The 21,459-nt window shown below is 69.0% G+C and carries 10 protein-coding genes and 1 pseudogene; all 11 read left to right on the top strand.

Features of this window, described 5'->3' with window-relative positions; all coding sequences use genetic code 11:
* Positions 1 to 3 precede the first annotated feature (3 nt).
* Positions 4 to 1,107: an acyltransferase family protein gene (locus EEJ42_RS06380; RefSeq protein WP_184502967.1), complete on the top strand. Its 1,104-nt coding sequence runs from the start codon at positions 4 to 6 to the stop codon at positions 1,105 to 1,107.
* Positions 1,108 to 1,334: 227 nt separating this feature from the next.
* Positions 1,335 to 1,946 (top strand): SGNH/GDSL hydrolase family protein, encoded by a 612-nt coding sequence (locus EEJ42_RS06375; RefSeq protein ID WP_123098995.1) that lies wholly within the window; start codon positions 1,335 to 1,337, stop codon positions 1,944 to 1,946.
* A gap of 12 nt (positions 1,947 to 1,958) precedes the next feature.
* A complete protein-coding gene (locus EEJ42_RS06370; protein ID WP_246096156.1) occupies positions 1,959 to 8,075 on the top strand; it encodes a type I polyketide synthase in 6,117 nt (2,038 codons plus the stop codon).
* A gap of 149 nt (positions 8,076 to 8,224) precedes the next feature.
* Positions 8,225 to 10,099 carry a hotdog family protein gene (locus EEJ42_RS06365; RefSeq protein WP_246096154.1) on the top strand — a complete coding sequence of 625 codons (1,875 nt, stop codon included), beginning with the start codon at positions 8,225 to 8,227 and terminating at the stop codon, positions 10,097 to 10,099.
* Positions 10,093 to 11,661: a PfaD family polyunsaturated fatty acid/polyketide biosynthesis protein gene (locus EEJ42_RS06360; RefSeq protein ID WP_221179330.1), complete on the top strand. Its 1,569-nt coding sequence runs from the start codon at positions 10,093 to 10,095 to the stop codon at positions 11,659 to 11,661. Before EEJ42_RS06365 ends, EEJ42_RS06360 begins: the two co-directional genes overlap by 7 nt.
* A gap of 232 nt (positions 11,662 to 11,893) precedes the next feature.
* Positions 11,894 to 13,102 (top strand): cytochrome P450, encoded by a 1,209-nt coding sequence (locus tag EEJ42_RS06355; protein WP_123098993.1) that lies wholly within the window; start codon positions 11,894 to 11,896, stop codon positions 13,100 to 13,102.
* Between the two features lie 54 nt (positions 13,103 to 13,156).
* A complete protein-coding gene (locus EEJ42_RS06350; protein WP_148081872.1) occupies positions 13,157 to 14,104 on the top strand; it encodes a phosphotransferase enzyme family protein in 948 nt (315 codons plus the stop codon).
* Between the two features lie 75 nt (positions 14,105 to 14,179).
* Positions 14,180 to 14,953, top strand: coding sequence for a thioesterase II family protein (locus EEJ42_RS06345; RefSeq protein ID WP_123098991.1), 774 nt, complete (start codon positions 14,180 to 14,182; stop codon positions 14,951 to 14,953).
* 33 nt (positions 14,954 to 14,986) lie between these two features.
* Positions 14,987 to 16,264, top strand: coding sequence for an MFS transporter (locus tag EEJ42_RS06340; RefSeq protein WP_123098990.1), 1,278 nt, complete (start codon positions 14,987 to 14,989; stop codon positions 16,262 to 16,264).
* A gap of 2 nt (positions 16,265 to 16,266) precedes the next feature.
* Positions 16,267 to 16,935 (top strand): NAD(P)H-binding protein, encoded by a 669-nt coding sequence (locus EEJ42_RS06335; protein ID WP_184502966.1) that lies wholly within the window; start codon positions 16,267 to 16,269, stop codon positions 16,933 to 16,935.
* Positions 16,936 to 17,180: 245 nt separating this feature from the next.
* Positions 17,181 to 21,459: pseudogene (locus EEJ42_RS52580) on the top strand (acyltransferase domain-containing protein); the annotation flags it as partial.

Genomic DNA, 21,459 nt, shown 5'->3' with positions numbered 1-21,459 from the left:
GCGGTGAGAGCACGAGCGCGGCTCGACACACTGATCGGCCTGCGGTTTGTGGCGTCGTTGATGGTCTTCCTCAGCCACACCGTGAACAGGGGGGTCTTCACCAGCGCGGAGGCGAACTCCACGCTGAAGAACGTGTTCAACGAGCCTGCGATCGGCTCGGTGATGTTCTTCTTCATGCTCAGCGGGTTCGTGCTGACATGGTCGGCGCGGGAGAAGGACACCGTCGGGGGCTTCCTCCGCCGCAGGTTCGTCTCGATCTACCCTGGCTATCTGGTGTGCTGGCTGGCGGGCATCGGCGTCATGCTGGTGATCGGCCAGGCCGTCACCGCCGGGGCGACGCTGCCGAGCCTGCTGCTGCTCAATGCCTGGGTCCCGGTGCCGCAGGTGGTGGCCGCCACCGACCCACCGACGTGGGCGTTGTCCTGTGAACTGCTTTTCTACCTGTGCTTCCCCTGGTTGAACGCGATGATCGCGCGGGTCCGTCCGCAACGCCTGTGGGCGCTGGCGGGTGTGCTGGCCGCCGGGGTCATCGTGGCGCCGCTCGTCGCACAGCCGTTGCCGGATGGCCAGCAGTCCCCGTGGGACGCCCTTCCGTGGTTGGCGAGCTGGTTCGTCTACGCGCTGCCGCCGGTGCGCATGCTGGACTTCGTGCTGGGCATGGTGATGGCCCGCATCGTCATGACGGGGCGGTGGATCGGCCTGCGCCTCGGCCACGCGGTGGTGATACTGCTTGTGGGGTGGGCGCTCTCCTTCGTCCTGCCCGGCCTGTACAGCTGGGGCCCGCCGGTGGTCATCCCCATGGCACTGCTGATCGCGGCTGCCGCCGCCAATGACACGCAGGGCCGTGGCTCACTACTGCGCACGCGCTTGTTCATCCGGATGGGCCGCATCTCCTACTCCCGTTACCTGGTGCACTACCTGCTGATCGAGATCGTGTTCTTCCTGCTGGCGGGCCGGAAGTTCGGCTGGGTCGAGGGGCTGGTGTTCATCGTGGCCCTGTTCGCTGTCAACGAGGCGGTCTCGTGGCTGCTGCGTACGACGGTGATCAACCCGGTGAACCGGCGCTGGCTGAGGCCGCGGACACAGATGAGGGAAGCCGTCGGGTGACAGATGCCGCCGCCACGGGCGTCATATCGCTCAGCGCGGCTGGTTCTCGGCGGGCGGGGGCTTGGGGTGCTTTAGGGGGGCCCTTGGGGTGTCGACCCGGGATTCCTGGCTGCTTGCATCTCAGCCTGATCAACGCGGTGTGAGCGTGTTGGCACGACCGCAGCACATCGCGTCCTGCCACGGCAGTCATCCTGACCACCGTCCGACCGTCCACTTCGGAGGGCATCATGCCGGCGATCCGGCTCAGCGCGCTCGGCGACAGTTTCGTGGAAGGCAGGGGGGACCCCGGCCCGGCCGGGGCCTGGTACGGATGGGTACCGCGACTGGCCGAACTGCTGGGCGTGCCGGGGGAGCGGGTGCGGAACCTCGGCACGCACCAGGCGACCACCCAGCAGGTCGTCGACGACCAACTTCCCCGGGCCCTGGCCAACAAGCCGCCGGTCATCGGTGTGATCGTCGGAGTCAACGACCTGGTGAGCGACTTCGACCCGGACCGGTTCCGGGACAACCTGGCCACCATCTTCGGCCGGCTGACCGGGATGGACACCGTGGTGTTCACCGCGACCTACGCGGACATCCCGGCCAACCTGCCGGTACCCGAGTCGTTCCGTGCGCTCCTGCGCGAGCGGTTCGCCATGGCCAACGAGATGCTGGGCGCGATCACCGCGGACACCGGCACGCTGTGTTTGGACGTCACCACCGTTGCTGAGTGGTCACGGCCTGAGATGTGGTCGGCGGACGGTCTGCATCCCAGCCCACGTGGCCACCAGTGGTTCGCCGAATCGGTTGCCGGCCTGCTCGAGCGTGCCACCGGCGATGCCGTGCCGGCGATGATGTGAGGAAGGAACAACGTGAGCGAGCAGCACAGGCGACTGGACCGGCGGCTGGCCGACTCCCCGATCGCCATCGTCGGCATGTCCAGCTTGTTTCCGATGGCTCGCAACCACCGGGAGTACTGGCAGAACATCGTCGACGGAGTGGACTGCACCAGCGAGGTGCCGGAGTCCCGGTGGCGGCTGGACGACTACTACGACCCCGATCCTGAAGCACCGGACAAGACCTACTCACGTCGCGGCGCCTTTTTGCCGGACGTGGAGTTCGACCCGCTCGAGTTCGGTATACCGCCCAACCAGTTGGACGTGACCAGCACGATGCAGACGCTCAGCCTCGGCGTCGCCCGTGACCTCCTGCGCGATGCCGGCACGGATGGCTCCGACTGGTACGACCCGGCACGCACCGGCGTCGTGCTCGGCGTGACCGGCCCGGTGCCGTTGATGCACCCGCTCGCGGCCCGGCTGTCCACACCGGTGCTCAAGGAGGTGGTGCGCGCTGCGGGCCTGACCGCGTCGGACGCCGAGGAGATCGCTCACCGGTACGTGCGGGCATTCGCACCATGGGAGGAGAACTCCTTTCCCGGGTTCCTCGCCAATGTGGTGGCCGGCCGGGTGGCCAACCGTCTTGACCTGGGTGGGCTGAACGCCACGGTCGACGCGGCCTGCGCCGCCTCGCTGGCTGCGTTGCGGACGGCCATCGCCGAGTTGGTGGATGGCCGGGCCGATATGATGATCACCGGCGGAGTGGACACCGAGAACACGATCTTCGTGTACCTGTCCTTCGGCAAGGTCGGTGCCCTGTCCAAAACCGACCGGATCAGCCCCTTCTCGGACGATGCGGATGGCACGCTGCTCGGCGAGGGCATCGGCATGGTGGCGCTGCGCCGCTTGGCGGATGCCGAGCGGGACGGAAACCGGATCTACGCCGTGATCCGTGGCCTCGGTTCGTCCAGCGACGGGCGGGCCAAGAGCATCTACGCTCCACGTGCCGAGGGGCAGCGTGCCGCGCTGGACCGCGCCTACGAGGACGCGGAGTGTTCGCCCGCTTCGGTGGCCTTGTTCGAGGCGCATGCCACCGGCACCGCGGTCGGGGACCGCACTGAGCTGATAGCACTGCGCGAACTGCTGGACGACAACGAGGCCGAGCGGCACACCGCCGCCCTGGGCAGCGTCAAATCGCAGATCGGCCACACCAAGGGTGCGGCAGGCACGGCCAGTCTGATGAAGCTCGCGCTAGCCCTGTACCACAAGAACTTGCCGCCCACCATCAACGTGGAGCGGCCCAACAGCGGCGTCGACTTCGACTCGGCGCCGTTTTACATCAACGTCAAGAACCGCCCGTGGATCAGCGATCCGCGTCGCCCGGTGCGCCGCGCCGCGGCCTCCGCGATGGGTTTCGGCGGCACGAATTTCCATGTGGTGCTCGAAGAGCACAACACCGACCGGTCCATGGTGCGCAACCTGCACCGCACCGCGCGAGCGCACGTGTGGCACGCGCCCGATCCTGTCGCCCTGCTGGAACTGCTGAACGCGGCCACCCCGCCGGCCGACGGTGGCCCGGTGCCCGCCGAGCATGCCCGGGTCGGCTTTGTCGCCACCGACGAGGAAACCGCAACCCAGCTCCGGGCCAGGGCCGCCGAGCGGATCGCCGCAGACCCGGATGCCGAGCAGTGGTCGGACCCGCACGGCGTGTACTACCGGCGCCGGGCCATGGCTGACATCCGTGTCGGCGCGCTGTTCGCCGGGCAGGGCAGTCAGTACCTGGACATGGGGCTGGAAGCCGCTTTGAACGTGCCCACGGTGGCGGCCGCGTTCGACGAGGCGAACATGAGCTTCACCGGTGCCCGGCCGGGTCTGGCCACAGCGGTGTTCCCGCCACCGGTCTTCGACGCGGGACTGCGCAGGGCCCAGGAGGCGACGCTGCACCGCACCGAGTACGCCCAGCCGGCGATCGGTGCCCTGTCCGTGGGCCAGTTCCGCTTTCTGCACGAACTCGGCCTGCGCGCGCACGGCTTCGCCGGGCACAGTTTCGGTGAGCTGACCGCGTTGTGGGCTTCCGGTGCGGTGTCCGCCGCGGACTACTTCCGGCTGGCGGTGGCGCGCGGCACGGCCATGGCGCCGACCGGAGACACCGTGGACGCCGGTGCGATGGTGGCGGTCGCCGCGAGCCGGGAGCGGGTCGAGAAGATCCTGGCGGACATCTCCGATGCGGTCATCTGCAATCACAATGCCCCCGAGCAGGTGGTCGTCGGTGGCGGCACCGCAGCGATGGACACGGTGTTGGCCGCGTGCGCGGAACGACGGATCAGCGCACGCCGGCTGAAGGTGTCGGCAGCCTTCCACACCCGGTACGTCCGCCATGCGGTGGACCGCTTCCGCACCACACTCGAAACCGTGCGGATCGGCGGGCCCCGGGCCCCGGTGTACGCGAACAGTCCGGGCGCCCGCTACGGCACCGACCCGGTGGCGAATGCGGAAACCCTGGCCCGCCAACTGCTGTGGCCGGTCGAGTTCATGTCCTCCGTGCGTGCCATGCACGCCGATGGTGTCACGACGTTCGTCGAGTTCGGACCCAAGCAGATCCTCACCGGCCTGGTGCGCAGCATTCTGCCCGAAGCCGATGTGGTCGCCATCCCCACCGACACCGGCCCGCTCGGCGACTCCGACGTCGCCCTCAAGCAGGCCGCGGTGCAGTTGGTGGTGCTGGGGGTCGAGCTGACCGGGATCAACCGCTACGACGCATCACCGGCTGTCGAGGCGAAACCGGCGGGCATGACCATCACCCTGTCGGCACCCGAATACGTCCCGCCGGCCAGGCAGGCCGCCTACCGGGCGGGCCTTACCGACGGGTTCCGAGCTGCCTTGCCGGCGCCGGAACGGGGGGCGGCGTCCGTGGCCACGTCCGTTCCGACGCCGGAATCCGTCAGCGCTGCCCGCTCGCGCCGTGTTCAGGAGGAAACAACGATGACCGCGCATCCACAGCCTGCGCACCGGGCCGGGGACGATCCGGCCGCGCAGCACCTGGCCTTGCACACCCGCTACCTGGAGAGCCAGTTGCAGGTGGCCGAGACACTCGTCGGACTGGTCACCGAACGCGGCCTGAACGATCCGCGACTGCCGCAGCTCGCCGAATCGGTGAAGGACCAGAGCGTGGCGATCGGCCAGGCGCACGCTCGGGCCACCGAGGTGCTGGCCCGGCTGGCCGAGCTGGAGGTGGGCGCGGCACCGGCGAGCGGGTTACCGGCCGCGATCGCGCCGGCTGCCCCGGTGGCTCTGCCGCCTGCCGCGGTGCCCGCACCCACGGCCGCGGTTGCTCCGGACCCTCCCGCTCATGTTGCCCCGAGTGCGGTTTCGGCCGCCCCGTCCGAGACGGCCGTCGGCGCTGGTGTTTCGGCCGGCTCGGTGCGAGGGGTTCTGGTGGACGCGGTTGCCGAGATGACCGGCTATCCGGCCGACCTGGTCGAGCCCGGCATGGACCTGGAGGCCGACCTCGGTGTTGATTCGATCAAACGGGTGCAGGTGCTCGGCGTGGTACAGGAACACTTCCCGGACCTGCCCACCATTGGACCGGAGCAGCTCGGCGAGTTACGCACGATCGATCAGGTGGTCGGCTTCCTGATGGGCGAGGCAGGTGGTGTCGACCCAAAAGAGCTGTCGCCGACCGCTGAGCCGATCGCGGCGGTTGGTGACGGTTCCCTCAAGCGGTATCGCGTCGACTTGGTCGACCTGCCTCCCATCGACCGGCTGGAACAGCCGTTTCCGGCCGAGCCGGTCGCGGTAGTGGCCGATCACGGCGGGGCGGACGCCGTCGCCCTGGCCGCGGGTCTGACGCGGCACGGCTGGACGGTCCGCCGCGTCGATCTGTCGGCACAGCCCGACGTTGACGCACTGGAACGGGCATGCGCCGAGGCGACCGCCGACCCGATACACCTCGCCCTCGCGATACTCGACGCCGAGCCGGATCCGGCAGCCGCAGAACGTCGGTTGACCGAAACCATCGTGCTCGCCAAGCACGCCCAGCGCGGGCTGCGTGCCGCGGGTGGGCCGCGCGCCGCGTTCGTCACGCTGACGCGCCTGGACGGCGGGCTCGGCCTGCTCGGCGAAGCAGAGCCGGAGGCGGCGCTGATCGGCGGTGCCGGTGGAGTGGTCAAGACACTGGCGGTGGAGGCGCCGGAGTTGTTCTGCCGGGCGGTGGACCTTCACCCCGAGATCGACCCGGACGCCGCCCTCACCGCTCTGCTGGCCGAACTGCACGACGCGGCCGGGGACACCACCGAGGTCGGCATCGACCGCGCGGGTGTCCGCCGCACCGTGACACCTGGCCGCCACTCGTACCCTGCCGCATCGTCCACCGTGGACGTCCGGGGGACGCTGAAGCCGTCGGTGACGGCCGATGATGTCTTCGTGGCGGTCGGCGGCGGGCGCGGGATCACCGCACGGTGCGTCGCCGCGCTCGCCGAGTACTGTCCGGCCCAGTTCGTGCTGCTCGGCAAGACCGCCCTGACCGAGGAGCCGGGCTGGGCGACCGGTGTGGCCGACGCCGACCTCAGGGCCGCCGTCATCGCCGAGCTACGGGCCGACGGGAACCGGCCGAGTCCGCGGGATATCGACAGAAGACACGCCGAGCTGCTGGCCCAGAGGGAGATCCGGGCCACCCTCGCCCGGATCGAAGCGGCCGGCGCCACGGCGAGTTACCACACCGTGGATGTCACGGATGCCGAAGCAGTGCATGCCGCCCTGGCCGATCGTCGCGTCACCGGCATCGTGCACGGTGCCGGGGTGCTGGCCGACGCCTTGCTGGCCGACAAGACCGCCGCGCAAGTCCAGCGGGTGTGCGCACCGAAGCTGCGTGGACTGGCCGCGGTACTCGCTGCCGTGGATACCGCCGAGCTGCGTCATCTGGTGCTGTTCACCTCGGTCGCCGGACTGTTCGGCAATGCCGGGCAGGCCGACTACGCGGCGGCGAACGAGGCGCTGTGCCGGTTCGCGGCGAGCTGGCGGCACCGCCACCCCGGCCGGCACGTGGTCGCGATCAACTGGGGTGCGTGGGACGGCGGTATGGTCGGCCCCGAGCTGCGCGAGCTGTTCACCGCGCGCGGCGTTCGCCTGCTGGACCCGGCGATGGGTGCCCGGGCCTTCGTCGAACAGTTCACCGCCGACCACGTGGCGCAGACCCAGGTACTGATCGGGGAAGACATATCGCCGGCCGGTGACCGGCCAAGCACCGCGCGCCCCCTGGTCGCGTACCGCGATCTTGGCGGCCTGGAGCGGGATCCGGTGATTCGCGATCACCGCATCGGCCCGCACGAGGTACTGCCGGCCACCTTCGGTCTCGGCTGGCTGATCAATGTGGCCGAACGCGCACATCCCGGCCTGCGCGTGGTACGGGCGCGAGAATTCCAGGTGTACAAGGGAATCGTGTTCGACGGTGGTCAAGCACGCGATCACCACGTGGAGCTGACCGATTGCCAGGCCATCGGGGACCGGGTGATCGTGCGGGCCACGGTGCGCGGTGACGCCGGCCGTGCGGTGCCCACCTCGCACTACGCGGCCACCCTGGAACTGGCCGCTCGACCGGATGCCGCCCCCAGCCGACGACTACGCCCGCCCGGTGCCGGGGCAGGTGACGCACTGCCCATCTACACCGGTGCCATCCAGTTCCACGGCCCGCACCTGCAGGGCATGCGGCAGATCCTGGAGTTCACCGACGAGCGCCTCGTGGTGCGGTGCCGGTTGCGGGACCTCACGGTCGCGGGCGGATCGTTCGCCGGCCGGTCGCACAGTCCGGTGCTGGCAGACGTCATGCTTCAGGGGCCGTCAGTGCTCGGCAGCCGGGTGCTCGGTCAAGCCTGCCTGCCGCTGGGTATCGAGAGCGCGGACTACTACGCACCGCTCCCTGACGACCGGGACTTCGTGCTGGTCGTCGACGAGCTGCGCCGCTCCACCACCGGGATCACGGTGACCGCCACGGCCACGGACGAGTCCGGTCGGGTACTGGTGCGTTTCACCGGGGCCGAGTACGTGGCCACACCGGCCATGGCGGCCAAATTCGCTGAATCGGTGGCGCACTGGCAAGCCCGGCTGGGACCGGTGGAACACCCGGCCGGCAGTACGAAAACGGAGACCCTGGGGTGAGCCATACGGACCTGGACTTCGTGGGGGAGCCATTCGACGCGCTCGCCCTGACCGACCCGGCCCCATCTGGCCCGCACCCGGTTCCGGCGGCGCTGAACGTCTCATTGGCCGGTCCGGTCTCCGACGCCGGGACAGCGGGGCTCAGGGCGGTGGTGCGCGAGCTGCGCACCACGGCAGCTCGGGCGCATGAGCAGGCAATACGCGCGCATGCCGCGCTGCAGCGCAAGGCACTGCTGAATGGCGGCACGGCCCGGATCGAACGCGCACCGGTCCCGGTGACCAGCGAGGCACGGTTCAAGCCACTGGCTCGTACCGCCGTAGGAGCCCTGGACGCCACCGCGCTGGCGGCCCTGGCCGTGGGCGACATCGCGGGCGTGTTCGGTACGCAGTACCGTCAGGATGGGGCGAATCCGGATATCCGGACCAGTGGCACGCTGCTGACCTCGGTGACCGGCATGTCCTTGCACGGCGGGCCGTACGGACGCGGTCGACTGGCCGCGCGCGCCGTGGGTGCCATCGACCGCGACGTGGTGGTGGACGCGGTCGTCCAAGCGGCCGAGGTGTTCGCGCTGTATCTCGGTTTGCACTTGTGTTTCGCCGACGCCACCCTGGTGCGCGGGATTCCATGGCTGCCGGCCGAACCGGTGCGGGTCGAGTTCGACCAGGAGCTTTCGGCAGAGCACAAGGCCGTGGACCTGGTGGTGGATGTGTCCGCCGTGGATCTGGTACCCCGCCCGTTCCTGCGGGTGGATGCCGAGCTGCTGGTGGGCGGCGTGGCGGTGGGCCGGGTCGCCGGTGTCACCGTCGCGGTGTGCGAGAAGCCCGGCGTGTCGATCGGTCCGGAACACGGCGGGAAGCCGGCCCGCTGGCTGGGCCGGCTCGGCCGGTTCGGCGACCGCGCGATGCTGGGCGAGTTCCACCTGGCCCAGCTTTGCCGTGGCGATCACGGCATCGCGCTCGGTCCGGAGTTCGCGCACTACAGCTCCATCAAGTCCACCCGGCCGCCGGACCGCGGACTGCTGCTGGTAGACCGCATCATGGACATGACCGGGGAACGCGGGATCCTGAGCCGCGGTTCGCACCGCACCGAATACGACTCGCCGGCCGACTCCTGGTACTACGAGGAAACGGCGAACGCGTCCATGCCCAACTGCGTCCATATGGAGAGCTCCCTGCAGGCCGCGCTGATACTCGGCTACTTCCTCGGACCCACACTGTCCGCTTCGGACGCCGCGGTCAGTCTCCGCAATCTCGGTGGCACCGCCACCGTGCTGCGCGAGGTGGATCTGCGCGACAAGACCATCGTCCAGGACTCCGACCTGCTGTCCACATCGCCGGTGCCCGGTGCGACGCTGCAGACCTTCGCCTACACGGCGTGCGTGGACGGAGAGCCGTTCTACTCCGGTGAGACGCTGTTCGGGTACTTCAGCGACGCGGCGATGGCCAACCAGACCGGCCTGGACGCCGGTCGGCATGTGCCGACCTGGTGGGATGCACAACGGTCGCGGCCGGCCACCCGGACCATCGACATCGTCGCCCGCCGAGCCGATCCGGCCGCCCGGCTGGTGTCTCGCGGTCATCTGGCCCTGCTGGACGCGGTGCAGGTGGTGGACGGCGGGGGGGAATTCGGCCTCGGCTATCTGCGAGCGGTGCAACCCATAGACCCCGAACACTGGGTGTTCACCAGGCATTTCCGGTACGACCCGGTGATCCCCGGTTCGTTCGGTGTCGAGGCGGTCGTGCACGCCATGCAGGAATGGCTGCTGGACAGTGGGCTGGGCGACGACCTGCGCGACCCCGGCTTTGTGCTACCGGTCGGCCTGCCGTTCACCTGGAAGTACCGGGGCCAGTTCCTGCCGACGGACGGACAGTACGTGTTGGAGGTCCACATCAAGAGCGTGGAACACCGGCCCGGCCGGGTGCGGGCGGTCGGCGACGCCAGCATGTGGAAACCAGGCCTGCGGATCTACGAGCTCACCGATATCGCGGTGGAACTGCGTGAGGAAGGAGCACGGCCGTGGTGACCCCCATACCGACGCGTCCGGCCGGCGACCCGGACTCGGTGCGCGCAGCACTGTCCACCCTGGATCAGCCGCTTTTCGTGGTGCGCTGCGACACGGGGATCGCCGTGACCAATGATGCCGCCCAGGCCCGCACCGCGCAGGTACTCGCCGCGGTGCCACCGTGCCGGCCCGAGTCGCTGGGGGACGACGAGTTCCGCCATGACCACGGGGTGCGGCTGGCCTATCAGGCCGGCGCCATGGCCAACGGCATCTCCTCGGCGCGGATGGTGGTGTCACTGGCCCGGTCGGGGGTATTGGCCTCGTTCGGCGCTGCGGGGCTGCTTCCCGACCAGGTGGCCGAAGCGCTGGCCGCGATCCGGAGGGACGCGCCGGGTATGCCATTCGCCTGCAACCTGATCCACAGCCCGAGCGAACCCGCCCTGGAACAGGCCACCGTCGAGCTGTGCCTACGGCACGAGGTGCGGTGCGTCGAGGCATCGGCCTTCGTGCGGCTCACCCCGGCCGTGGTGCGCTACCGGGTCGCGGGCCTGTCCCTGCACGGCGGGCGCGTGGTCGCGGCCAACAAGGTGATTGCCAAGGTGTCCCGTGCCGAGATCGCGGAGCTTTTCCTGCGGCCGGCGCCGGAGCGGATGGTGCGGGAGCTGGTCGCCGAGGGCGCGGTCACCGCGGAACAAGCCGAACTCGCCCGCCGGGTGCCGATGGCCGACGACATCACCGCAGAGGCCGACTCCGGCGGGCACACCGACCGCCGCGCGCTGGTCGTCCTGATCCCCGAGCTGGTCGCGCTGCGCGACCGGATCCAGCGCGAACTCGGCTACCCGCGACAGGTGCGGGTCGGCGCGGCAGGCGGCATCGGCACGCCATCCGCGGCCTTCGCGGCATTCGCCCTCGGCGCCGCGTACGTGGTGACGGGATCGATCAACCAGGCCAGCGTGGAGGCCTCGCAGTCCGACACCACCAAGCAGTTACTGGCCGACGCGAGGAGCACGGACTGCGAGATGGCGCCATCGGCCGACATGTTCGAGATGGGCGCCCAGGTGCAAGTGCTCAAACGTGGCACGATGTTCGCCGCGAGGGCCAAAAAGCTGTACGAGATATACACCGGTCATGCCGGTATCGACACGATCCCGGCGGCCGAGCGGGAGGCGCTGGAAGACCGTACCTTCCGGCGATCACTCGACGACATCTGGTCGGACTGCGTCGGCTACTTCCGCGACCGCGACCCGCGCCAGATCGACCGGGCCGAACACGACCCCAAGCGCAAGATGGCGCTGATATTCCGCTGGTATCTCGGGCTTTCCTCGGCATGGAGCATCGCGGGGGAGCCGGGACGGCTGACTGACTACCAGGTGTGGTGCGGGCCGGCGATGGGCTCGTTCAACACCTGGGTCGCCGGGTCGTACCTCGCCCCGGTGCGCAACCGGTTCGTCGCCGACCTGTCCACCCATCTGATGCGGGGGGCCGCCGTGACGGGCCGAGTCGCCCAGTTGCGCGTCGCAGGCGTGCGGTTGCCCGCCGCCGCCTGCACCTACCTGCCCACGCCCTTGGAGAAAGGGACGTGACTGAAACGTCGACATGTTGTGGTTTCTAGGGTGAACAGGGGGGTGTTAGGGGCTTGCGGCTGGGGATCACCCCAACCGTAGGTTTACCCGTGGGTTTCCGCTGCGGACGACTGCGCGATGCCCAGGCGAGTAGGCGGACGTCACCCAGGTATGTGAACAGCGGGCCGTTCGAGAAGGTCTGAACAGCACCGACCGGAAAAGTCTTGCACCATCTACGAGGAGCGCACCTGCCATGAACGAGATGCCACCGGTCCAGGGGCTGCCGACTCACCGGAGCTGCCCATACGACCCGCCGGATGACTACACTCGGTTACGCGCAGAGAGGCCGGTCGTCCCGATCGTCTACCCCGATGGCAACCAGGGGTGGCTGCTCAGCCGGTACGAGGATGTCAAGACCCTGCTCACGGACCCCCGTTTCAGCTCGGAGAGGTCGCGCTCGGCTCGGACCCGGCACCGGGACACCAAGCCCGCCATGCCGCCCGGTGCGTTCATCAGCATGGATCCTCCGGAGCACACTCGGTATCGCAGGCTGGTCTCCGGCAGGTTCACCACGCGGAAGATGCGTGAACTCGAACCCCGAGTGGAGGCGTACGCACGTCAGTTCTTGGATCGGATGGAGGAAAAGGGCGGTCCGGTCGACCTCGTTGAGGAGTACGCCCTGCCGATCCCCTCTCTGGTCATCTCGGACCTGCTCGGCGTGCCGTCCGGCAGCCGCGCCGATTTTCAGCGGTGGTCGGCCGATGTCCTCAATGTCGAACTGCCGTTGGACCAGATCAAGGCCTCGATAAATGAGTTCTCCCGCTTCATGCAGGATCTCATAGCGTTCAAGAAGAAAGAGCCCGGCGATGACCTGATCAGCGACCTGGTGCATCCCGGGAGCGAAGACGACCGTCTTACGGACGACGAAGTGGCCGGCCTGTGCACGCTGATGCTGATCGCGGGCCACGAATCGACCTCCAACATGCTGAGCCTGGGTACGCTGGTCACCCTGCGGAACGAGGACCAGCTCTCTGCCTTGCGCGAGAATCCAGCGCTCATCGACAGCGCGGTGGAAGAGCTGCTGCGGTATCTGTCGATCGTTCAGTTCTCCTTTACTCGCACCGCTTTGGAGGACATGGAGATCGGTGGTCACCGGATCGAGGCCGGCCAGACCGTGGTCGGCGCGATGGTTTCCGCGAACCGTGACCCCGAGAGCTTTCCCGATCCGGATCGACTGATCTTCGACCGGCAGGATGCCAGGAACCTCGCGTTCGGTCACGGTGTTCATATGTGTATCGGTCATCAACTGGCTCGCATCGAGATGAAGGTGGCCTTCCGAAGGCTTTTCGAGCGGTTTCCGACTCTGCGCATCGCGGTTCCGGATGATCAGATCAGGTTCAAGACGGATTCAGTGGTCTACGGGGTGTGGGAACTGCCCGTGACCTGGGACGCGACCCGTTGATGCCGGTTCGGTGACGAAGACCTACCCCATCGCACAAGGACAGGACCTCATAACGTGCCCATTTTCGAACCCATGCCGACCGCGCCGGAGGACGGAAAGCTTCCCCTGGACCGATGGGGTGAGGGGGACTGGTCGGTGCTTCCCTGGCAGCGGGAAGTCGTCGACCAGGGCTACAACTCCCACACCTGGCAGGTCGCGAAAGGGGATCGGCGATACGTCCTCAAGGCCGTCCCGGAAAGCCACGCGGCCGGTTTCGAGGCCGGACTGGGTGTGGCTCATGCCGTCGCCGGCCACGGGATCCCGAGCGGTGCCCCGAACGCCACCATCACCGGTGAACTGGTGGTCCACGACAACGACTGGTGCTGGGGCCTGCTCGACTACATGGGCGGCACCCGGGTCGACACCACTGATCCGGCGCAGATGCGGACAGTCGGGGGGACACTGGCATCCATTCACCGGGCGCTGAGCGTCCTCCCCGCGCCGACCACGGTGATGTCGTGGAACCATATCGACTGGCTGCTGGCGGAGAACGAGGCCCTTGAGGCGTACCCATGGATCCAGCGCGCAATTCGCGAGGCGCGCGAGGTGATTCCGGACGATCTGACCGCGGGTGTCGTCCACGGCGATCCGCGGGTGAGTGAGTTCCGCATCGAGAACGGCGTGGGCGGCCTGCTCGACTGGGGCGAGGTGATGTACGCCCCGCACATCTTCGATGTCGCCAGCACGCTGATCTATCTGGACGACGACGCCGACAAGCAGGCGTTCCTGCGCGGATATCTCGAACACTCGATCATCGACGCATCCGAACTCGCGCATGTCGATGCCATGCGCAAGTTCCGCTACGCGGTCGAAGCCTGGATGTTCGCTCACCGCGAGCGTTTGGAGATCACTCTTGGCCAGGAGGCCGGCGAGCACACCAACGCTTCGATCCTGAGGATGAAGCAGGAGAACATCGAGGCCGTCGACTCCGGAAAGTCGAAGACCTCGATTCCCACTACGTGACAGGTTCCCGAAGCCGGGGACGGTGACGGCACCGCACGCGGACGACCCGGACCTCGGACAGGCAGGAAGGACACCGTGACCGCTTACGGCACCCGAGAGGCCGGTAACTGGCTCGTCTCGTACGGAGAGCGAGCCGAGGCGGCCTTCCGCGTCGTGTGCTGCCCGCACGCGGGCGGTTCCGCCTCGTACTACCCGTGGCTGCGGGCGGCGGTCCCGCCCGACGCCGAATTGCTGTGCCTTCAGTATCCGGGCCGTCAAGAGCGCCGCCGTGAGCCGGCGATCACCCGGTTCCAGGAGATGACCGCGGCGGTGGGCGAGGTGCTGCGGGCCGGTCCGGATCTGCCACTGGTGCTGTTCGGGCACAGCATGGGCTCCCTGATCGCTTTCGAGAGCGCCCGCATGCTCGAACGTGACGGGCACACCGTCCTGGGGCTGGTGGTCTCCGGCCGCCGGGCACCGTCCGTCCGGCCGCCGGCCGGGGCGAGGAAGGTCGACTTCGCGGAAGCCATCGCTGAGACGCGGGGACTGGGCGGCACGGACCCCGCGCTGCTGCGCGACCCCGACTTCCTCGAACTGATGCTGCCCGTGCTGCGCGCGGACTACGAATTGGCCGAGTCCTATCAGGCCGAGCCGGGAGCGGCCGTATCCTGCCCGCTGACCGTACTGACGGGGGACACGGACCCACAGGTGAACCGTGCCGAGGCCGAGGCGTGGCGCGACCACACCACCGGTGCCTTCGCACTGCACGAGGTCGCCGGGGGCCATTTCTTCTTCAACGACGACCGGTCCACTGTGCTGGGCCACATCAGGGACGCCCTGGCAGCGCTGCGTCCCAGCCTCACCCGCTAGCAACTCCGATACCCGACACGAGGAGAGACACAGATGTTCCGTTCGTTGCGAGCGCTGTCGGAGGTGCCGCGCCTGCGGAGCTTGCTCTCGCTGTCGTTGCTCGCGCGTATCCACATGAGTGCGCTGCCGGTGGCGGTTTCGTTCCTGATCGCCGACTGGACGGGCTCGTACGCGAGCGTCGGCCTGCTGTCGGGCGCCATGGCGGTCGGCCAGGCGGTGGCGGGTCCGGTACGAGGGCGAATAGCCGACCGCGACTCCGCGACCGCCGTGCTCTTCAAGACCGGCGTCGGCTACGCCGTCGGGCTCGCTCTGCTGATCTTGCTGGCCGCGCTGGCGCCGTCGGGCCTCTGGCCGGTCGCCGTGGTCGTCACATTCCTCACCGGGCTGATGCTGCCACCGGTCTCCCAACTGTCGCGGTCCGTCTGGCCCCGGCTGGTGAAGGATGAGCAGCGTCAGGCCCTGTACACGCTGGACTCCACCGGGTACGAAGTGATCGCCATGATCGGCCCGCTGTTGGCGACCGCCGTGGTGACGCTGTCGAGCGGCGCGGCGGCTGTGGTGATGTGCGCCGTGCTGGCGGCCGGCGGCGCGATGGCCTTCGGCATCGCACTGCGGGCGGCCGGATTCGACCGCGCGGAGCAAACTGCCTCGGCGGCGTCGGACAAGTCGGCGGACCGGCGCTCGCTGTTGCGCGACTCGGTCTTCCTGCGGGCCTCCCTCGTGCCTTTCTTCCTCATGGCGGCGTTGTTCTCGGTGAACCTCTCGCTCGTCGCGTGGGGCCGCAGCCAGGATGAGCCGAAGACCGCCGGCGTGCTCATCGCCCTGTTCAGCATGGGGGCGGCCATCGGCGGTCTCGTGGCGGTCAGTCGCGGCGGCAAGCAGAGCGGCGGGTGGGCCACCAGCGGACTGCTGGTGGCAGGACTGATGGCGCTGGCCCTGCTGCTGCCGCCGGTCAGCGACCACACCCCGGTGTGGGGTCTCGCGGTGGTGACGGTGCTGACCGGAACAGCGGTGGCCCCCAGTCTCGGGGCGAGCCAATCACGCATCGGCGCGCTGGCCCCGCCCGAGCGGCGTGCGGAGGCCTTCGGCTGGCTGGCCACCTCGACCACCAGCGGCGCCGCCCTCATGCTGCCGCTGACCGGCTGGCTGCTCGACCTGCGCGGGCCGGCGGCGTCGATCGGTTCCGGCGCGGTCGCCGCCCTGATCTCCGCGGCGCTGGTGTTCAGTCTGCCGTCCCGGGCCGAGGAGCGGGACGAGAGGCCGGACGGGAGCGACGACTCCGACTCCGAGCCGACGGCCGAGGTGAACTGACCGTGAGGGTAGTGACCCTGGGCATCACGACCGGCCTCGGTGCCCGGCTCGCCGAGTCCCTGCTCGATAGAGGCATGACACCGGTCGGGCTGATCCGCAAGGCTGAGCAGGCGCCCGCGCTGGAGGCGGCCGGCGTCGAGCCCGTCGTACTCGACACCCACAGCGATGAGCTGCGCGCGACCGTCATGCGTGCCATGACCGGCGCAGACGCCGTCGTCCTGGCTGCCGGGACCGGCACCGGCCCCGGCTCGCTCGGCGCGGCCACCGTCGCAGCCTCTCCGGCCGCGCTGCTCAGCGGCGCGGCGGAACGGGCGGGCGTCCGTCGTTTCGTACTGGTGAGCGCCCTGCTGCCCGGTGCGGCCGCCCGATCCGCGCTGGGGGACGGCCTGTCGTCCTACCTGCGGGAGAAGGCGAACGCCGAACAGGCCGTGTGCGAGCGGGACCTGGACTGGTGCGTGTTGCGCCCCGGGACGCTGGAGGACGAGCCGCCCACCGGCCGGATCCTGCTGCGTTCCGGTGTGGATCCGGGCCCGACGGGCCGGATCGGCCGTGCGGACTTTGCCAGGACGATCACGGAGGCACTGGCCGCACCACAAGTGGTACGCCGAATTCTGGCCGTTTCCACGGGCCCGCACGAAATCCCGGCAGCGTTGGCGGCCCTGGACACATGACCGTCTGAGCACTCACCGAACACGCACCCATGCACAACGGGGGCCGATGACATCAGTCATCGGCCCCCGCGTTTATTTCTCCACCTCCGGAGTGAATATCCGTCCGCCCTCTGGAAGCGCGAAAGTGGGGGGTTTAGGGGGGTGGCTGGGGTGTCGAAACGGATGGGCGTTCTGCTGTAGTTGACGGCGGTGGTTTCGGGCCGCTCAGTTGTCCTATTTGCTTGACCTCTCCGGGAGTCCCCAAAATGACAGACGGTGTCCGTCGAATTGTGCTCGCCGGTATCGCCCGGTCCAACGATCTCGGTAGTGAATCGGCGACCGCAATCATTTGGGCAGCGATTGAGGACACGGCGACAGTGCCTTCCCTCGAGCGGGCCGTGGCAGTGTTCGCCCAGAACGATCCGGGCGGCCTGGACGGCATATCTGGTGTGACCGTCCACGCCGTCGGTGACGCGGACCCGTTCATCTCCGCCGGGCAGGCCCTGGCTGCCTCGGATGCCCCGCTGGCCGTCGTACTCGACCCCGGCATGACGTTCGCCGTGGCGCTCGCTGCCCGGGACCCCCGGCCCGACGACCGCGTGATCGACCTTGCCGACGCAGCCGCGCGCTCGGACCAACTGACCGCCGCGCAACCCTCGTCCACCACGTCCTCCGGCGCCTCCGGTTCGGCGGACGCCACCGCGCCGCTGCTGCTGTCGGGCCGCAGCGAGAGCGGACTGCGCGCATACGCCGCGAAGTTGGCGGACCATCTCGACGAGCACCCCGGAACCGCACTCACCGACGTGGCGTACACCCAGGCCGCTGCCCGGACCCTGTGGCCGCACCGGGCCGTCGTCTCCGGTGCCGACCGTGACGAGGTCGCCGGTGCCCTGCGCTCGCTGGCCGCCGGGACGCCCGGCAAGGGAGTGGTCCACGGTGCCGAGGCCGACGGGAACAAGCCGGTCTTCGTCTTCCCCGGGCAGGGCGGCCAGTGGCTGGGCATGGCCAACGAACTCGCCGCTTCCGAACCGTACTTCCGCCAGAAGCTGGCCGAATGCGGACGGGCCCTGAGCCCCCATGTGGACTTCGAACTTCAGGACGTGCTCTCCGGGGCCGTTCCCCTGGACGGCGTGGCCGTCGTCCAGCCGACCCTGTTCGCGGTGATGGTCTCACTCGCCGAGCTGTGGCGGTCACACGGAATCGAACCGGCCGCGGTGGTCGGTGAGAGCTTCGCGGAGATCGCGGCGCTGACGGTGGCGGGCGGCCTCTCGCTGGAGGACGGCGCACATTTGGCCGCCGCGTTCGCCAAGAGCGAGGGACAGATCGGCGGCGAGGGCGGCATGGTCGCCGTGGGACTGCCGTCGGCCCAGGTCGAGGAGCTGCTGGCGGAGTGGGATCTGGACCTGGAGATCGCTGTGGTCAACGGGCCGCGCTCGACCGTGGTCGGCGGCACCACACAGGACTGCGCGAAGATCCTCGAGAAGCTGGCCGCTCGTGAGGTGTGGGCCCGGCCGGTGGCCATCGACGTCGCCGCGCACACCGGGCAGATCGAGCGCACCCGGGACTTCATGCTGCGCGAGCTGGCACCCGTGCGGCCGCACACGGCGGACATCCCGGTGTACACCGCGGCGACCGGTGGTGCGGTCGACACCGCATCCCTGGATCCGGAGTTCTGGTACCGCAGCGCACGGGTGACCGCAGACTTCCAGGGTGCGATCGAGACGATGCTGGAGGAGGGCTACCGCCTCTTCGTCGAGATGAGCCCGCATCCGGTGCTGACCATGAGCATCGAGGAAACAGCCGCGCACCGGGGGTACGAGGCAGTTGCGGTGGAGACCATGCGCCGCGACGACGCGGGGCTCGGCCGCCACCTGGAAGCGGTGGCCGTGGCCGCTCTGCACGGTGCCACCCCGGACTGGCCCGCGGTCTTCGGCGACGCCCGGGCGGTGGCCCTGCCGACGTATCCGCTGGACGCCGACCGCGACGACACGGCGGGCGACGAACTGCGCAGCCGCTTGGAGGCGCTGGAGCCCGGCCACCGGCTGGCCGAGGTGCTGCACCTGGTCGTCGAGCAGTTCACCGCCCTGCCCGGTCACGAGAACGACCAGGTCACCGCCACGGACCAGGCATTCAGGGCGCTGGGTCTGGACTCCGCCGGCGCGCTTGGACTGCGCAACCGGCTCAGCGAGGTCACCGGGCTTCGACTGCCCCCCACGGTCGTTTTCGACCACCCGTCCCCGGAGGCGCTGGCACGCGAGGTACTGCGGTTGGTACTGGGCCACGACGCCGAACCTGACGGCGACTTCACCGATCCCGTGCACGCGGACGAGCCGATCGCGATCGTCGGCATGGCCTGCCGGCTGCCCGGCGGGGCCGACTCCCCCGACAGGCTGTGGGAGATGGTGAGCGAGGGCCGCGACGCCGTCACCGCGTTCTCCGAGACGCGCGACTGGAACCTCGACACGCTCTACAACGCCGATCCTTCGGAGCCCGGCACCTTTTATCAGCAGGAAGCCGCGCTGCTGAAGGAACTGGACCGGTTCGACGCCGAATTCTTCGGCATCTCCCCGCGCGAAGCGGTCGCGATGGATCCCCAGCAGCGACTGCTGCTGGAGCTCTCCTGGGAGGCACTGGAACACGCCGGCATCGATGGGACCGGCGTCCGCGGCAGCCGCACCGGGGTGTTCAACGGCGTCATCAACCTTCCCTACGGTCAACCGCTGCACCAGGCACGGCCGGACCTGGAGGGCTACGTCCTGACCGGTACCACCACGAGTGTCGCCTCCGGGCGAGTCTCCTATGTGCTGGGCCTGGAGGGCCCGGCGATGACGGTGGACACGGCGTGCTCCTCATCGTTGGTGGCGCTGCACCTGGCCTGTCAGGCGCTGCGCAACGGCGAGTGCGACCTGGCCTTCGCCGGCGGTGCGACCCTGCTGGCCGAGCCGGGCATGTTCATCGAGTTCAGCCGGCAGCGTGCGCTGGCACCCAACGGCCGCTGCAAGTCGTTCTCCTCGGATGCCGACGGCTTCGGCATGGCCGAGGGTGTGGGAATGCTGGTGGTCGAGCGGTTGTCCGACGCGCTGCGCAACGGTCACGAGGTGCTGGCGGTCGTCCGGGGCTCGGCGGTCAACCAGGACGGCGCGTCCAACGGCCTCACCGCGCCCAACGGCAGGTCACAGCAGCGGGTCATCCGAGCCGCGCTGGCCAACGCCGGACTCGGTGCCCACGAGGTCGACGTGGTGGAGGCACACGGTACGGGCACGCGGCTGGGCGACCCGATCGAGGCGCAGGCCCTGATCAACACCTACGGCCGGGCCCACAGTGCCGACAAGCCGCTGTATCTGGGTTCGTTGAAGTCGAACATCGGTCACACGCAGGGTGCGGCGGGTGTGGCGGGCGTCATCAAGATGGTGATGGCGATGCGCAACGGCGTCATGCCGCGCAGTCTCTACGCGGACAAGCCCACGCGTGAGGTGGAGTGGGCCGGCAGCGGTGTGGAGCTTTTGAGTCGTGAGCGTGCATGGGCGAGTGAGGACGGTCCGTTGCGCGCGGCTGTGTCCTCGTTCGGCATCAGCGGTACCAACGCCCATGTGATTCTTGAGAAGTTCGTGGCGGAGTCCGTGGGTTCGGATGATGAGCCGTCGGTGCCGGCTGCGCCGGCGGTGGCAGGTGGTGTGGTTCCGCTGGTGTTGTCGGCCNGGTGGCAGGTGGTGTGGTTCCGCTGGTGTTGTCGGCCAGGTCGGATGCGGCGTTGTCGGGTCAGGCGGCGGCTCTGCGTGATCACCTGGTGGCGCGTCCTGAGCTGTCTTTGGTGGATGTGGCGCGTTCGCTGGTGACGAGGCGTTCGGTCTTCGATCACCGTGCGGTGGTCGTGGGCGGACGTGATGAGGTGCTTGCCGGGTTGGAGCGGCTGGCGGGGGCTGTGCCGGGTACTCCTGGTCCGGGTGTGTCGGGTCGTGTGGTGGGGGTGTTTTCGGGTCAGGGGTCGCAGCGTCTTGGTATGGGGCGTGAGCTGGCCGAGGGTTTCCCGGTGTTCGCTGAGGCGCTGGATGAGGCGTGTGCGTTGGTGGATCCGTTGCTGGGGTGTGGTGTGCGTGAGGTGATGTGGTCGGAGGAGGAGGGGGCGGAGGAGAGGTTGGCGCGGACGGAGTTCGCGCAGCCGGCGTTGTTCGTTTTCCAGTACGCGTTGGCGCGGTTGTGGCAGTCGTGGGGGGTCACGTTCGGTGCGGTGGCCGGTCATTCGATCGGTGAGATCGCGGCGTGTGTGGTGGCTGGTGTGTTGTCGGTGGGGGATGCGGCGCGTCTGGTGGTGGCGCGTGGGCGGTTGATGCAGCAGCTTCCCGAGGGTGGGGCGATGCTGGCGGTCAACGCCACGGAGGCTGATGCCGTGGTGGTGTTGGAGGGGGCCGCAGGTGTTGCGGTGGCGGCGGTCAATGCTGCTGATTCGGTGGTGGTGTCGGGACCGGTCGGGGAGATCGACCGGCTTGCGGAGCAGTGGCGTGAGCGTGGGGTGCGTACCTCGCGTCTGAGGGTCAGCCATGCTTT

The sequence above is a fragment of the Streptomyces botrytidirepellens genome (assembly GCF_003721215.1).
GTDB lineage: Bacteria > Actinomycetota > Actinomycetes > Streptomycetales > Streptomycetaceae > Streptomyces > Streptomyces himastatinicus.
The sequence above is the reverse complement of the archived record's forward strand: the minus strand, read 5'-3'. Positions and strand labels throughout refer to the sequence as shown.

What these genes read in the sequence shown, in the direction of transcription:
- EEJ42_RS06355 (WP_123098993.1), top strand. Translation starts at nt 11,894, where the DNA reads ATGAACGAGATGCCACCGGTCCAGGGGCTGCCGACTCACCGGAGCTGC.
- EEJ42_RS06340 (WP_123098990.1), top strand. Translation starts at nt 14,987, where the DNA reads ATGTTCCGTTCGTTGCGAGCGCTGTCGGAGGTGCCGCGCCTGCGGAGC.
- EEJ42_RS06375 (WP_123098995.1), top strand. Translation starts at nt 1,335, where the DNA reads ATGCCGGCGATCCGGCTCAGCGCGCTCGGCGACAGTTTCGTGGAAGGC.